This window comes from Pseudomonas migulae (assembly GCF_043225285.1).
GTDB lineage: Bacteria > Pseudomonadota > Gammaproteobacteria > Pseudomonadales > Pseudomonadaceae > Aquipseudomonas > Aquipseudomonas migulae_C.
In genome coordinates, this window is record NZ_CP171224.1 from 1,649,488 (window position 1) to 1,662,545 (window position 13,058).

The 13,058-nt window shown below is 60.8% G+C and carries 15 protein-coding genes; 12 read left to right on the forward strand and 3 right to left on the reverse strand.

The features are described 5' to 3' along the window. Positions 1–50 precede the first annotated feature (50 nt). Both hemH and ACF6ZU_RS07630 read right to left on the reverse strand, forming a co-directional pair. Positions 51–1,076, reverse strand: a complete 1,026-nt coding sequence (gene hemH, locus ACF6ZU_RS07625) for a ferrochelatase (protein WP_392891256.1) — start codon at positions 1,074–1,076, stop codon at positions 51–53. A gap of 13 nt (positions 1,077–1,089) precedes the next feature. Beyond that, on the reverse strand, positions 1,090–1,992 hold the full coding sequence (locus tag ACF6ZU_RS07630) for a TIGR01777 family oxidoreductase (RefSeq protein ID WP_392891258.1): 903 nt from the start codon (positions 1,990–1,992) through the stop codon (positions 1,090–1,092). A 196-nt stretch (positions 1,993–2,188) separates the two neighbouring features. Here ACF6ZU_RS07630 and ACF6ZU_RS07635 point away from each other — a divergent pair, with 196 nt between their 5' ends. From ACF6ZU_RS07635 to ACF6ZU_RS07690, 12 genes are all read left to right on the forward strand, one after another. Next, positions 2,189–3,175, forward strand: coding sequence for an NAD(P)/FAD-dependent oxidoreductase (locus ACF6ZU_RS07635; protein WP_392891260.1), 987 nt, complete (start codon positions 2,189–2,191; stop codon positions 3,173–3,175). Beyond that, positions 3,172–3,387 (forward strand): TIGR02450 family Trp-rich protein, encoded by a 216-nt coding sequence (locus ACF6ZU_RS07640; protein ID WP_392891262.1) that lies wholly within the window; start codon positions 3,172–3,174, stop codon positions 3,385–3,387. Before ACF6ZU_RS07635 ends, ACF6ZU_RS07640 begins: the two co-directional genes overlap by 4 nt. 214 nt (positions 3,388–3,601) lie before the next feature. Continuing rightward, positions 3,602–4,561, forward strand: coding sequence for a YbgA family protein (locus tag ACF6ZU_RS07645; RefSeq protein ID WP_392891263.1), 960 nt, complete (start codon positions 3,602–3,604; stop codon positions 4,559–4,561). Then, entirely contained in the window at positions 4,561–5,502 is a 942-nt protein-coding gene (locus ACF6ZU_RS07650) for a MerR family transcriptional regulator (protein ID WP_392891265.1), read from the forward strand. The genes ACF6ZU_RS07645 and ACF6ZU_RS07650 overlap by 1 nt, the downstream gene beginning before the upstream one ends. 20 nt (positions 5,503–5,522) lie before the next feature. Further along, the gene (gene phrB / locus ACF6ZU_RS07655) at positions 5,523–6,968 is read left to right on the forward strand and encodes a deoxyribodipyrimidine photo-lyase (protein ID WP_392893737.1); all 1,446 of its coding nucleotides are present in this window, start codon (positions 5,523–5,525) and stop codon (positions 6,966–6,968) included. Then, a complete protein-coding gene (locus tag ACF6ZU_RS07660) occupies positions 6,961–7,383 on the forward strand; it encodes a nuclear transport factor 2 family protein (RefSeq protein WP_392891267.1) in 423 nt (140 codons plus the stop codon). Before phrB ends, ACF6ZU_RS07660 begins: the two co-directional genes overlap by 8 nt. Then, positions 7,380–8,162 carry an SDR family NAD(P)-dependent oxidoreductase gene (locus ACF6ZU_RS07665; protein WP_392891269.1) on the forward strand — a complete coding sequence of 261 codons (783 nt, stop codon included), beginning with the start codon at positions 7,380–7,382 and terminating at the stop codon, positions 8,160–8,162. Before ACF6ZU_RS07660 ends, ACF6ZU_RS07665 begins: the two co-directional genes overlap by 4 nt. Beyond that, positions 8,159–9,406: an NAD(P)/FAD-dependent oxidoreductase gene (locus tag ACF6ZU_RS07670; RefSeq protein WP_392891271.1), complete on the forward strand. Its 1,248-nt coding sequence runs from the start codon at positions 8,159–8,161 to the stop codon at positions 9,404–9,406. The genes ACF6ZU_RS07665 and ACF6ZU_RS07670 overlap by 4 nt, the downstream gene beginning before the upstream one ends. Beyond that, the gene (locus ACF6ZU_RS07675; RefSeq protein ID WP_392891273.1) at positions 9,403–10,218 is read left to right on the forward strand and encodes a DUF1365 domain-containing protein; all 816 of its coding nucleotides are present in this window, start codon (positions 9,403–9,405) and stop codon (positions 10,216–10,218) included. The genes ACF6ZU_RS07670 and ACF6ZU_RS07675 overlap by 4 nt, the downstream gene beginning before the upstream one ends. After that, positions 10,205–11,476, forward strand: coding sequence for a class I SAM-dependent methyltransferase (locus ACF6ZU_RS07680; protein ID WP_392891275.1), 1,272 nt, complete (start codon positions 10,205–10,207; stop codon positions 11,474–11,476). The genes ACF6ZU_RS07675 and ACF6ZU_RS07680 overlap by 14 nt, the downstream gene beginning before the upstream one ends. Next, positions 11,469–11,975 (forward strand): DUF2878 domain-containing protein, encoded by a 507-nt coding sequence (locus ACF6ZU_RS07685; RefSeq protein WP_392891277.1) that lies wholly within the window; start codon positions 11,469–11,471, stop codon positions 11,973–11,975. Before ACF6ZU_RS07680 ends, ACF6ZU_RS07685 begins: the two co-directional genes overlap by 8 nt. 53 nt (positions 11,976–12,028) lie before the next feature. Then, positions 12,029–12,334 (forward strand): YkgJ family cysteine cluster protein, encoded by a 306-nt coding sequence (locus ACF6ZU_RS07690; RefSeq protein ID WP_084320418.1) that lies wholly within the window; start codon positions 12,029–12,031, stop codon positions 12,332–12,334. Between the two features lie 121 nt (positions 12,335–12,455). On the opposite strand, the gene ACF6ZU_RS07695 is transcribed toward ACF6ZU_RS07690, so the two are convergent. After that, complete coding sequence (locus ACF6ZU_RS07695; RefSeq protein ID WP_392891278.1) at positions 12,456–12,974, reverse strand: acyloxyacyl hydrolase; 519 nt, start codon at positions 12,972–12,974, stop codon at positions 12,456–12,458. Between the last annotated feature and the right edge of the window lie 84 nt (positions 12,975–13,058).

Consider the following 13,058-nt stretch of genomic DNA (forward strand, 5'->3'; position numbering starts at 1 on the left):
CTACACAGGTCGCGTGATCACCTGTAGGAGCCGGCTTGCCGGCGATGCTTTCAGAGCGCCAACGGCGCCCGTTCGCACAAGGTGGCCAACGCTCTGGCCCACTGCGGATCATCGTTGAGGCACGGCACCAGCACCAACTCCTCGCCCCCCGCTTCGCGGAACTGCTCTTTCCCGCGATCACCGATCTCTTCCAGCGTCTCGATGCAATCGGCAACGAACGCCGGGCACATCACCAACACCTTGCGCACACCCATCCCCGCCAGCTCGTCGAGACGCGCTTCGGTGTAGGGTTCGATCCATTTCGCCCGTCCCAGGCGCGACTGGAACGACACTGACCACTTGCCGTCCTCCAGCCCCATGCGTTTGGCAAACTCCGATGCAGTGCGAAGGCACTGTGCTCGATAGCAGGTGGCCAACACCTCCGGCGAAGCCTTCTTGCAGCAATCTTCATTTTTGAAGCAGTGCTGGCCGGTCGGATCGAGCTTCGTCAGGTGCCGCTCCGGCAAGCCATGGAAGCTCAACAACAGGTGGTCGTAATCCTGCTCCAGATGCGGCTTGGCGCTGGCCACCAAGGCATCGAGGTATTCCGGTTGATCGTAGAACGGTTCGAGAATCGAGAACTGCACATCGAGTTTGTGCTCGCGCACCACCCGCTTGGCTTCCTCGATCACCGTGGTCACGGTGCTGTCGGCGAACTGTGGATAAAGCGGCGCGAGGGTGATGCGCTTGTGGCCCTGGGCAACCAGTTGCAGCAATTTCGTTTCAATCGATGGCTCGCCATAACGCATCGCCAGCTCCACCGGCCCGTGCGGCCATTGTGTGGTCATCGCTTGCTGCAAACGACGGCTGAGCACCACCAATGGCGAGCCCTCCTCCCACCAGATAGAAGCGTAGGCATGGGCCGACTGCTCCGGACGCTTGATCAGAATCAGCGAGACCAGCAAACGCCGCACCGGCCATGGCAGGTCGATCACGTACGGGTCCATCAGAAATTGATTGAGGTAGCTGCGCACATCCGCCACCGAAGTGGAGGCCGGAGAGCCCAGGTTGACCAGAAGCAACGCGTGATCGGTCATGCAACGTCCTATTTCAAAGGCGGCTGGACAAGTCGTCCAGGGCCGCGCGCAGATCAGTGAACTGGAAGGTGAACCCCGCTTCCAGCAAGCGGGCCGGCAAGGCCTTCTGGCCACCCAGCAACAGCAACGACAACTCGCCCAGGCCCACTTTCAAGGCCAGAGCCGGCATGGGCATGAACGCCGGGCGGTGCAGCACGCTGCCCAGCGTCTTGGCAAACTCGCGATTGCGCACCGGTTTGGGCGCGCAAGCATTATAAGGACCGCTGGCGTTTTTCTGATGCAGAAGAAAATCAATCAGGGCAATTTGATCCTTGATATGGATCCACGGCATCCACTGCCGACCACTGCCCAGAGGCCCGCCCAGCCCCAGTTTGAACGGCAGCAACAGCCGCGACAAAAAGCCGCCCTCGGCGGACAGCACCAGCCCGGTGCGCACGAAGATCACGCGAATGCCCATGGCCTCGGCGCGCTGCGCGGTTTCTTCCCAGGCAATGCACAACTGACTGGCGAAATCGTCGATGACGGGCGGGGATTGCTCAGTCAGCTCCCGCTCACCGCCATCGCCGTACCAGCCCACCGCAGAACCCGAAATCAACACCTGCGGTTTCTGCTCGCGAGTTTCCAGCCACGCCAGCATCGTTTCGGTCAGGGTGATACGGCTGCTCCAGAGCAAGGCTTTGCGCCGGGACGTCCAGGGCCGGTCGGCAATCGGTGCACCGGCAAGGTTGATGATCGCATCCAGCGGTTCCTGCCCGAGATCTGCAAACAACGCGATGCCACGCACGTCGGCACCGCAGATTTTCGCGACTTTTTCAGGCGTGCGGCTTACGACCGTCAGACGATGTCCCTGGCTTAGCCAGTGTCGGCAGAGTTGACGTCCTATCAAACCAGTACCGCCGGTCAGCAATATGTGCATGACTTCTTCCTCGCGTGGCGTTTTACCCTGATCACTAGTCTATTTTTATAAGCAGGGATCTTTGGTATCGGGCAGGCTCTGTGATTAACAATAGGCCAAGCTGTCAGAACGAGAACGCTGAAAGTTATACCAAAAAACAATATTGTACAGGTTTCAACCCCAGCGTAGTCTGTACAGAAAGGTAAACGAGGCCCCTATGACTGTACCTATCGCAATCATCGGCACCGGCATCGCCGGACTCTCAGCCGCCCAGGCCCTTACGGACGCCGGGCACGTGGTGCAACTTTTCGATAAAAGCCGCGGCAGTGGCGGACGCATGTCGAGCAAGCGCAGCGACGCGGGTGCTCTGGACATGGGCGCGCAATATTTCACCGCCCGAGATCGCCGCTTCGTCACGGAAGTCCAGCGCTGGCAAGCCAACGGCTGGGTCGCCGAGTGGACGCCGCAGCTTTACACCTTCCACGGCGGCCAGCTGAACCTGTCGCCGGACGAACAGACGCGCTGGGTCGGCACGCCGCGCATGAGCGCGATCACCCGTGGCCTGATCGGCGACCTCGAAGTGCATTTCGCTTGCCGCATCACCGAGGTCTATCGCGGTGAGCAGCACTGGCATCTGCAGGATGCGGAAGGCTTCACCCATGGTCCTTTCAGTCACGTGGTGATCGCCACGCCGGCGCCTCAGGCGACCGCCCTGCTGGCCTCCGCGCCGAAGCTCGCCGGTGCCGCTGCAGGGGTGAAAATGGACCCGACCTGGGCCGTCGCACTGGCCTTCGATACGCCGCTGGATACTCCCATGGAAGGCTGCTTCGTGCAGGACAGCCCGCTCGACTGGCTGGCCCGCAACCGCAGCAAACCCGGGCGTGACAACACGCTGGACACCTGGGTGCTGCACGCCACGAGCGCCTGGAGCCGGCAACACATCGACCTGCCCAAGGAAGCCGTGATCGAGCAACTGCACGGCGCCTTCGCCGAACTGCTGCACAGCGCCATGCCCGCGCCGACCTTCAGCCTCGCCCACCGCTGGCTCTACGCCCGCCCGGCCAGCAGTCACGAATGGGGCACGCTGGCCGACGCCGACCTGGGGCTTTACGCGTGTGGCGACTGGTGCTTGTCCGGCCGCGTCGAAGGGGCATGGCTCAGCGGCCAGGAAGCCGCCCGCCGCCTGCACGAACACCTGCAGTGAACCGCATCAACCCGAGCAAATTGCTGCTGTCGAAATGGACAGCAGCCCATCCGCAAAACCGCGAAAAGCATTTTCTGGTGACCGAGCTGTTCCGCGATGAGGAAGGCACGGTGCTGGATGTCGAATTACAGGCGGTGCTGACCAAACGCAGCGAACGCCTGACCTGGCAAACCCTTAAAGACAGCGACACTTGGCAAGCAGGCTGGAAATAAATTCTTGTAGGAGCCAGCTTGCTGGCGATAAACCCGAGACCGCCGCGGGGTGCCAGGTTCCCAGCGTTATCGTTGACGCCCATCGCGAGCAAGCTCGCTCCTACAGGCCCCTAAAACTTATACAAACAATTTGACTTGTACACCTTTGAATCTATGATGAAGTTATGTTGTACAGACCCTCACGTCTGTACACCTTCCGATTCGAGGTGCTCCGATGCCCCACGCCAGCGTGAAACCGAAAATCGCCATCAGCGCCTGCCTGATGGGCGCCGAGGTGCGTTTCAACGGCGGGCACAAGGAGTCGCGACTGTGCAGTCGCACCCTCACTGAGTATTTCGATTTCGTCCCGGTGTGCCCGGAAGTCGCGATCGGGCTCGGCATTCCCCGGCAACCGATCCGGCTGGTCGGCGATGCCGAACATCCCCAGGCCGTGGGCACCGTCCACTCCGAGCTGAATGTCACCGCGCCGTTGACTGAGTACGGTGAAAAAATGGCCACCGAGTTGAGCGACATCTGTGGCTACATCTTCATGCAGAAATCGCCGTCCTGCGGCCTTGATCGGGTGAAGGTCTACCACGCCAACGGTGCACCGGTGGACGGCGGTGGCCGTGGCATCTATGCCCAGGCCTTTTGCGCGCGACACCCGGACTTGCCGGTGGAAGAAGACGGCCGGCTCAACGACCCGGTGCTGCGGGAAAACTTCCTCACCCGCGTGTTTGCCTACAGCGCCTGGCAACAGTTGCTGGAGCAAGGCCTGACACGTCGCGGGCTCACTGAATTCCACTCGCGCTACAAATACCTGCTGATGGCGCACAACCCGGTGCAGTACAAAACCCTGGGCAATCTGTTGGGCAACATGGGCCAGACCGATCCCGCCGAACTCGGCCCGCGCTATTTCAGCGAGCTGATGGCCGCGTTGAAAAAATGCGCCACCCGCCGCACCCACACCAATGTCCTGCAACACCTCAGTGGTTACCTGAAACAGGTCATCAGCGCTGAGGACAAACAGGAGGTGCAGCACGTCATCGGCCAGTATCGCCACGGCATCGTGCCGCTGGTGGTGCCGCTGACGCTGCTCAAACACTACTTTCGCCAACACCCCGATCCGTACATCGCGCAACAGGTTTACCTGCAACCGCACCCGGAAAACCTCAGCCTGCGAAACGCAATCTAATGAAAACCCCGATTGATACCAGCGCCGGCGAAGACCTCGGCGCCGACTTCAAGAAAGCCCTCGACGAAGGCTGGCTGCCGATTCGTGAGGTGGCCCGGCAAACCGGCGTCAACGCCGTGACCCTGCGTGCCTGGGAACGGCGTTACGGTTTGATCGTGCCGCAGCGTACGCCCAAGGGCCATCGGCTGTTCAGCGCCGAACACGTGCAACGCATCCTGACGATCCTCACCTGGCTCAATCGCGGCGTGGCCGTCAGCCAGGTCAAGCAGTTGCTGGACACGCCGCAGGCCTTCAGCGAAGCCGTCGAGAACGATTGGCAGATTCTGCGCAAGACGTTGCTGCTGGCGGTCACCCAACTCAGCGAACGCACCCTCGATGACACCGTCAATCAAGCCATCGCGCTCTACCCGCCGCGCACCTTGTGCGAACAACTGCTGATGCCGTTGCTGGCCGAGCTTGAGCAGCGCTGGCAGGGCCAGTTTGGCGCACAGATGGAGCGGGTGTTTTTCTACTCATGGCTGCGCAGCAAATTCGGCGCGCGCATCTACCATAACAACCGTCAGTTGCGCACCGCGCCGCTGCTGTTAATCAACCATTCGGACCTGCCGCTGGAGCCTCATCTGTGGCTGACCGCGTGGCTGATCAGTAGCGCCGATTGCCCGGTGGAAGTGTTCGACTGGCCGTTGCCGGCGGGGGAACTCGCGCTGGCGGTCGATCACCTGCAAGCCCGCGGCGTACTGCTGTATTCCAGCAAAGCCATGAACCTCTCGCAGCTGCCGAAACTTTTGAATGGCGTCAGTTGCCCAAAAATGATTGCCGGACCAACGGTATGCATCCACCACGCCGAGCTGTCCGTAAAAACCACAGAGATCGCTGATTTGTTCCTGGCCGAAGACCCGTTACTGGCTCATCAGGACCTGGCTCAGCGCGGGCTAATTTAATGAATCGTTCGGACACCACCATGCAATTGATCTGGCTGCGCAGCGACTTGCGCCTACACGACAACACCGCCCTCTCGGCCGCCACCGCGCGAGGACCGAGCGTGGCGGTGTATCTGCTGAGCCCGGAGCAATGGCGCGAGCACGACGACGCGCCGTGCAAAGTGGATTTCTGGCTACGCAACCTGACCGAATTGAGCCAGGCCCTGAATGAACTGAACATCCCGCTGCTGATCCGCAATGCCCCGCGCTGGGATGACGCACCGAAGGTTCTGCTCGACCTTTGCCAGCAACTGAACATCGACGCAGTTCACGTCAACGAGGAGTACGGCATTCATGAAAGCCGTCGTGACGAAGCGGTGGCCGAGGCGCTGAAGGCCAAGGGCATCGACTTCCACAGCTACCTCGATCAGTTGCTGTTCAAGCCCGGTAGCGTACTGACCAAGACCGGCACCTATTTCCAGGTCTTCAGCCAGTTCCGCAAGGTCTGCTACGAGCGCCTGCACCGTTCTTTGCCGAGTTTGGTCAGCACGCCGATGGCGCAAGCGAAGCTGAACATCGACAGCGACAAAATTCCCGCAGACGTTGAGGGCTTCGACACACCCGGCGAAACCTTGCGCGCCCTCTGGCCTGCCGGTGAAGCCGAAGCCCGCCGTCGACTCGACACCTTTGCCGATGCGCAGATCGACTACTACAAAAGCGAGCGTGACTTCCCGGCCAAGCCCGGCACCAGCCAGCTGTCGGCCTACCTCGCGGCCGGTGTCATTTCCCCGCGCCAGTGCCTGCACGCCGCCCTGCAAAGCAATCAAGGCGAATTCGAAAGCGGCAAGGTCGGCGCGGTGACCTGGATCAACGAGCTGCTGTGGCGCGAATTCTACAAACACATTCTGGTGGGCTATCCACGGGTCTCGCGTCATCGCGCCTTTCGCCCGGAAACCGAAGCCCTGGCCTGGCGCGACGCCCCGGAAGAACTGGCGGCCTGGCAGGAAGCGCGCACCGGACTGCCGATCATCGACGCCGCCATGCGGCAACTGCTCGAAACCGGCTGGATGCACAACCGCTTGCGTATGGTTGTGGCGATGTTCCTGACCAAGAACCTGTTGATCGACTGGCGCGAAGGCGAGCGGTTTTTCATGCGCCACCTGATCGATGGCGACCTCGCTGCAAACAACGGTGGCTGGCAGTGGAGTTCGTCCACCGGCACCGACTCGGCGCCCTACTTCCGGATTTTCAACCCGCTCAGCCAGTCGGAAAAATTCGACAGCGAAGGCCTGTTCATCAAGCACTGGCTGCCGGAACTGGCCGGGCTGAACAAGAAAGACGTGCACAACCCGGCGAACCTCGGGGGCTTGTTCGGGGTGGCCGATTACCCGTCGCCCATCGTCAATCTGAGCACATCACGGGCACGCGCCCTGGCCGCGTTCAAGAACCTGCCTTCGCGGCAAAACGCCGGAGCCGGGTATGAGTGATTTCCTGCGGCGCTTTGCCCAGCAGTTCTCGGCGCTGAACAAAGACAACCTTCAGCGCCTGAATGAGCTGTACACCGCCGACGTGCACTTCACCGATCCGCTGCACGACGTGCAAGGCATCGGTCATTTGCAAACGTATTTCGGCGAGCTGTACGCCAACGTCAGCGAGCTGCGGTTCGATTTTCACGGCTTCGACCAGATCGCTGAAGGCGAAGGTTATCTGCGCTGGGTCATGAGCTACCGCCATCCGCGCCTGGCCAGTGGCCGGTTGATTCGGGTCGACGGCTGCTCGCACCTGCGCTGGAACGACAAGGTTTATCGCCATCGGGATTACTTCGATGCCGGAGCGCTGCTTTACGAACATTTACCCGTATTGGGTCGGGCGATTGCCTGGTTGAAAAGGAGAATGGGATGAGCCTTACACCTCCACGACGATATTGGCTGACCGGTGCCAGCAGTGGCATCGGTGCCGCGCTGGCCGAAGAAATCCTGAAAACCGGCGCTCACCTGGCCGTCAGCGCACGCTCGCTGGCGCCCCTGAAAGTCTTGTCGCAACGTTATCCAGGGCAAGTGCTGGTGGTGGCCGGCGACCTGACCAACAGTCAGACCGTGCGCGAAATCGGCGAGCAGATCGCTGAAGACTGGGGCTCGCTGGACACGGTGATCCTCAACGCTGGCACCTGCGAATACGTCGACGCGCAGCAGTTCGATTCATCGATCGTCGAGCACGTCGTGCGCACCAATCTGCTGGCCAGCAGTTATTGCATCGAGGCCGCGCTGCCGCTGTTGCGCAAGGGCACGGCACCGCATCTGGTGGGTGTCGCCAGTTCGGTGACTTACCTGCCGTTGCCCCGGGCCGAAGCCTATGGCGCGTCCAAGGCCGGGCTGCGTTACCTGTTCGAATCGTTGCGCATTGACCTTGCTCCCGAAGGGATCGAAATCACCGTGGTCAGCCCGGGTTTTGTCGACACGCCGCTGACCGCCAAAAACGATTTCCCGATGCCGCTCAGCTGGCCGGTGGGCAAAGCCGCACGGCACATCTTCGCCAAACTGAAAAACCGTCCACTGGAAATCGCCTTCCCGGCGCTGTTCATGGCGGCGCTCTGGCCACTGTCGAAAATGCCCAACCGGGTCAAGCTGGCCATCGGCAAACGCATGGTGCGCAGCAGTCCGCCCATCAGGGACGTGCCGTGAACATCGCCATCATTGGCAGCGGCATCTCGGGACTGACCAGCGCTTACCTGCTGAATCGCAACCACGAGATCACGCTGTTCGAGGCCGGCGACCGGGTCGGCGGCCATACCCACACGGTGGACGTGAATGTCGATGGCCGGCGTTATGCCGTGGACACCGGTTTCATCGTGTTCAACGACTGGACGTACCCGAACTTCATTCGTCTGCTGGGCCAGATTGGCGTGGGTTTCAAACCCACTGAAATGAGTTTCTCGGTCACCGATCCGGACAGCGGTCTCGAGTACAACGGCAACAACCTCAACAGCCTGTTCGCCCAGCGCCGCAACCTGCTGTCGCCGGGGTTCTGGGGCATGCTGCGGGACATCCTGCATTTCAACAAACACGCGCAGCTGGACCTGGCCGAGGGCCGCATCGCCGCCGACACCACGCTGGATCATTACTTGACCGCGGGCGGCTACGGCGAACGGTTCATCCTGCATTACATCGTGCCCATGGGTGCAGCGATCTGGTCGATGTCCATGGCGCAGATGCTCAGTTTCCCGCTGCAGTTCTTCGTGCGGTTCTTCAAGAACCACGGATTGCTCTCGGTCAACAATCGTCCGCAATGGTGCGTCATCGAGGGTGGTTCCAGCGCTTATATCGCGCCGCTGACCGCGACCTTCAAAGACAAGATCCGCCTCAATTGCCCCGTGACGCGGGTCGAGCGCGATGCCGACGGCGTGGTTGTCCACAGCACCGCCGGCAGCGAACGCTTCGACAAAGTGGTGTTCGCCTGCCACAGCGACCAGGCCCTGAAACTGCTGGCCAGGCCGAGTGCCGCCGAGCAGTCGATCCTCGGTGACCTGCCCTATGCCGACAACGACGTGGTGCTGCACACCGACACGCGCCTGCTGCCGTCGCGACCACTGGCCTGGGCCAGCTGGAATTATCGCCTCGGTGCCGCCGGCCATTCGCTGGCGGCGGTCACCTACGACATGAACATCCTGCAAGGCATCCAGAGCGACACCACCTTCTGCGTCAGCCTCAATCAAAGCGCCGGCATCAGCCCCGCGCACGTGCTCGGTCGATTCACCTACGCCCACCCGCAATACAGCCTGGCGGCGGTGGCCGCGCAAGAGCGCTGGGAAGAATTGAACGGCGCGCAACATACCTATTATTGCGGCGCCTACTGGGCCAGCGGTTTCCATGAAGATGGTGTGGTCAGCGCGTTGCGCGTGGCCCGCTCGTTCGGAGAACTCCTGTGAACAGCGCCCTCTACAGCGGCTGGATCGCCCATCGGCGACTGGCGCCAAGGCGTCATGAGTTTCGCTATCGGATCGGTCTGATGTACCTCGATCTCGACGAACAGGAAGCGGTATTCGGGCTATCGCCCCTGGCGGGCGTCAGCCGGTTTTCGCCCTTTTCGTTTCGCGAAAGCGACTACCTCAAGACATTCACCGGCAACGGCATGCGCCTGATCGACGCGGTGCGCGAACAGGTTCGCCTGGCGACGGGTCATGCGCCGCAAGGTTCGATCTGCCTGCTGACCCAGCCGCGCAGTTGGGGGCTGGCCTTCAACCCGGTGAGTTTTTTCTACTGCTACGAAGCCGACGGGCAGCTCGCGGCGATTCTCGCCGAAGTCACCAACACCCCGTGGCGCGAGCGTTATCACTATGTGCTGCCAGCCCGGACACCGGAAAACCTGCGCGATTTCCACCAGCATTTCGCCGTGGCCAAGGCCTTCCATGTCTCGCCATTCCTACCACGGGATCTCGAACATCGAATGAGCTTCAGCCCCGTCGCGAAAAGGCTCGGCGTGCACATGGCCGACTGGCAGGGCGAACTGAAGCTGTTCGACGCGACGCTCAACCTGAAACGCGAAGCCCTGAATCGCACCAGCCTGCACCGTTATTTGCGGCGTTTCCCATGGATGACCGCGAAAACCGGCCTGGCGATTTATTGGCAAGCCCTGCGCCTGCTGCTCAAGCGCGTACCGATATTTGCTCATCAGGCTGCCGATGGCAGCTTTCAAACCGCCACCGTTCCACCCAAGGATCGCCGCCATGAAATCCTCTAGTGTCACGGCAAAAGCCAACCGACTCAGCACCAACGGTCTGACCGGATCGCTGTTGCGCCGCGGCGTGCTGCGGCAATTGGCGCACCTCAAGCACGGGCAACTGGTGATTGTCGAAGACGGCGAGCGACACGTCTTCGGCAGCACCGGCGACCATTTGCGGGGGGAAATTCACATTGTCGACGAGGCGGCCTGGGGCATGGTGGCGAGCAATGGCTCGATCGGCGCAGGCGAGGCGTTCATCCAGGGTTACTGGAGTTCGCCGGACCTGACCGCGGTGGTCCGGGTGTTCGTCAGCAATCTAGAGGTGCTGGACGCGCTGGAAGGTGGCCTGGCAAAACTCGGCCGGCCGTTCGTGCAAGCGCTGCATTGGCTCAACCGCAACACGCGCAAGGGCTCGCAGAAAAACATCGCGGCTCACTACGACCTGGGCAATGACCTGTTCGAGCAGTTTCTCGACCCGACGATGATGTATTCGGCGGCGCAATTTCTCAGCCCCGACGACACACTGGAACAGGCACAGTTGAACAAACTGGCGCGGATCTGTCAGAAGCTCGACCTGAAACCGAGCGATCACCTGCTGGAAATCGGCACCGGCTGGGGGAGCATGGCGCTGTACGCGGCGCAAAATTATGGCTGCAAAGTCACCACCACCACACTCTCCAGGGAACAGTACGCGTTTACCGCGCAACGGATCGAAGCCCTCGGCCTGCAAGACCAGGTCACGCTGCTGCTCAAGGATTACCGCGACCTCACCGGGCAGTATGACAAACTGGTGTCGATCGAGATGATCGAAGCGGTGGGTCACCGTTTTCTGCCGACCTACTTCAAGCAGTGCGCGCATTTGCTCAAGAGCAACGGTCTGATGCTGTTGCAGGCGATCACCATCCGCGAGCAACGCTACGAGCAAGCCAAGGGCAGTGTTGATTTCATCCAGCGTTACATTTTCCCCGGTGGCGCCCTGCCCTGTGTGCAAAAGATGTTGGAGATCGTCAGCCGCGACACCGACATGAATCTGCTGCACATGGAAGATTTCGGCCTGCACTACGCGCGAACCTTGCGTCTGTGGCATGAGAATTTTCGCCGTGCTCACGGGCGTTTGAGTGAATTGGGCTACGACGATTATTTCCTGCGGCTGTGGGAGTTTTACCTGTGCTACTGCGAAGGCGGCTTCCTCGAGCGCACCATCGGCACGGCGCAATTGCTGTTGGCCAAACCGTCGGCGATGACCGCCCCCCTACTCGGCCGTTTCGATGCTTGAGCGTCTGGCCAACGCCGCATTGTTTCAGCTCGGCTGGTTTGCCTGTGTGCTGGGCGGAAACAGTTTGTGGTTGCTGGTGGCGTTGGCGGCGCTGGTAATTCATCTGCTGTGGATAAGTCGATGGGCAGATGAAGGCCGGCTGATCCTCAGCGTTGTATTGCTGGGCACGACGGTCGACAGTTCGTTGCGCTGGCTGGGGGTGTTCGACTTCAACGATGTCGCGCCGCTGATTCCGTTGTGGTTGATGTTGTTGTGGGCGCTGTTGGCAACGACGTTGCGGCATTGTCTGCAATGGACCGCCCATCCCTGGTGGCTCGGTAGCGCATTGGGCGCGGTGTGTGGGCCTTTGTCGTACTACGCGGGCGGGCAACTGGCCGGGGTGCAGTTTCCCTACGGGCAATTACCGACGCTGATTGGCATCGGATTACTCTGGGCCCTGCTGTTTCCCATGCTGCATTTCATGGCCCAGCGTCTGGCGACGTCGGACGCTCACGGTTGAGCGTCCGTCCGGCCTTTCACACAGCACCGATCGACTGACTTACACTGCGCGCCATGAAAACCATCCCCCACACGCAAATCGCCGAACCGGCGGTCACCTGCTCGACCTGCGCGGCCTGCTGCTGCCAACTCGAAGTCATGCTGATCACCGATACGGGCGTGCCCGAGCGTTTTATCGACACCGATGATTGGGGCGGAGAAGTCATGCTGCGTCTGGACGACGGCTGGTGCGCCGCGCTGGATCGCAACAGCATGATGTGCACGATCTACGAAAAGCGCCCGCTGATCTGCCGGGAGTTCGAGATGGGCGCGCCGGAGTGCATCGATGAGCGCCAGGGGATAACCACGGCGTATCGGTGACTTCGAAGACACCTCGTTCCCTGTAGGAGCTGGCTTGCCGGCGATGGAGTGTCAGTCAACATCACCGTAGCTGACACACCATCGCCGGCAAGCCAGCTCCTACAAGGGATCGCGTTTTGTCTTACAACGGCATCGTGTAATGCAACGCGTAACTTTCTACGCCGTTGTTCGGGCTGCTGAGCCCGGCATTGGAATAGTGCGTCGCACGGATTCCGACTTCATGCCCGCCCGCAAACCGCAGACCAAACCCGAGGCGGTCTTCGAACTGAAAGGCGCTGCCCAGTTTGTTGCCTTCGTATTCAGTGTTGGAAAACAACGCGACCCCAACACCCAACTCGACATACGGTTTGACGTTCTGCCCGGCGAATTCGTAAACCAGTACCGGCGAGAACGAGACGCTATTGTTGCTGGAAGACTCGTCACCTTCCCAATAGGTGTAGGCGCCGCTCCAGTAACCGGTCAAACGACCAACGTCACTTTGCAACCAGCTCTTGTCCCAATCGAATTGCATGCCCAATCGGTAGGTCATGGTCGAATCACTGGTCTGGCCGACCGCGAACTCCACACCTGCCGCCTGTGCGGTAAAACTTTGCCCCATCAAAGCGGCCGCAATCGCGGCCAAGCAGAATAGTCGCTTCATTAGAAACATCCTTTCCCGAACGATTTCGTATGGTTTTTTTGTTGCTCAGCAGAACTAAAACTATAGAAGTCGACGCTTAATCAG

What these genes read in the sequence shown, in the direction of transcription:
- ACF6ZU_RS07645 (WP_392891263.1), top strand. Translation starts at nt 3,602, where the DNA reads ATGCCCCACGCCAGCGTGAAACCGAAAATCGCCATCAGCGCCTGCCTG.
- phrB (WP_392893737.1), top strand. Translation starts at nt 5,523, where the DNA reads ATGCAATTGATCTGGCTGCGCAGCGACTTGCGCCTACACGACAACACC.
- ACF6ZU_RS07680 (WP_392891275.1), top strand. Translation starts at nt 10,205, where the DNA reads ATGAAATCCTCTAGTGTCACGGCAAAAGCCAACCGACTCAGCACCAAC.
- ACF6ZU_RS07690 (WP_084320418.1), top strand. Translation starts at nt 12,029, where the DNA reads ATGAAAACCATCCCCCACACGCAAATCGCCGAACCGGCGGTCACCTGC.
- ACF6ZU_RS07695 (WP_392891278.1), bottom strand. Translation starts at nt 12,974, where the DNA reads ATGAAGCGACTATTCTGCTTGGCCGCGATTGCGGCCGCTTTGATGGGG.
- ACF6ZU_RS07630 (WP_392891258.1), bottom strand. Translation starts at nt 1,992, where the DNA reads ATGCACATATTGCTGACCGGCGGTACTGGTTTGATAGGACGTCAACTC.
- ACF6ZU_RS07665 (WP_392891269.1), top strand. Translation starts at nt 7,380, where the DNA reads ATGAGCCTTACACCTCCACGACGATATTGGCTGACCGGTGCCAGCAGT.
- ACF6ZU_RS07635 (WP_392891260.1), top strand. Translation starts at nt 2,189, where the DNA reads ATGACTGTACCTATCGCAATCATCGGCACCGGCATCGCCGGACTCTCA.
- hemH (WP_392891256.1), bottom strand. Translation starts at nt 1,076, where the DNA reads ATGACCGATCACGCGTTGCTTCTGGTCAACCTGGGCTCTCCGGCCTCC.
- ACF6ZU_RS07685 (WP_392891277.1), top strand. Translation starts at nt 11,469, where the DNA reads ATGCTTGAGCGTCTGGCCAACGCCGCATTGTTTCAGCTCGGCTGGTTT.
- ACF6ZU_RS07660 (WP_392891267.1), top strand. Translation starts at nt 6,961, where the DNA reads ATGAGTGATTTCCTGCGGCGCTTTGCCCAGCAGTTCTCGGCGCTGAAC.
- ACF6ZU_RS07650 (WP_392891265.1), top strand. Translation starts at nt 4,561, where the DNA reads ATGAAAACCCCGATTGATACCAGCGCCGGCGAAGACCTCGGCGCCGAC.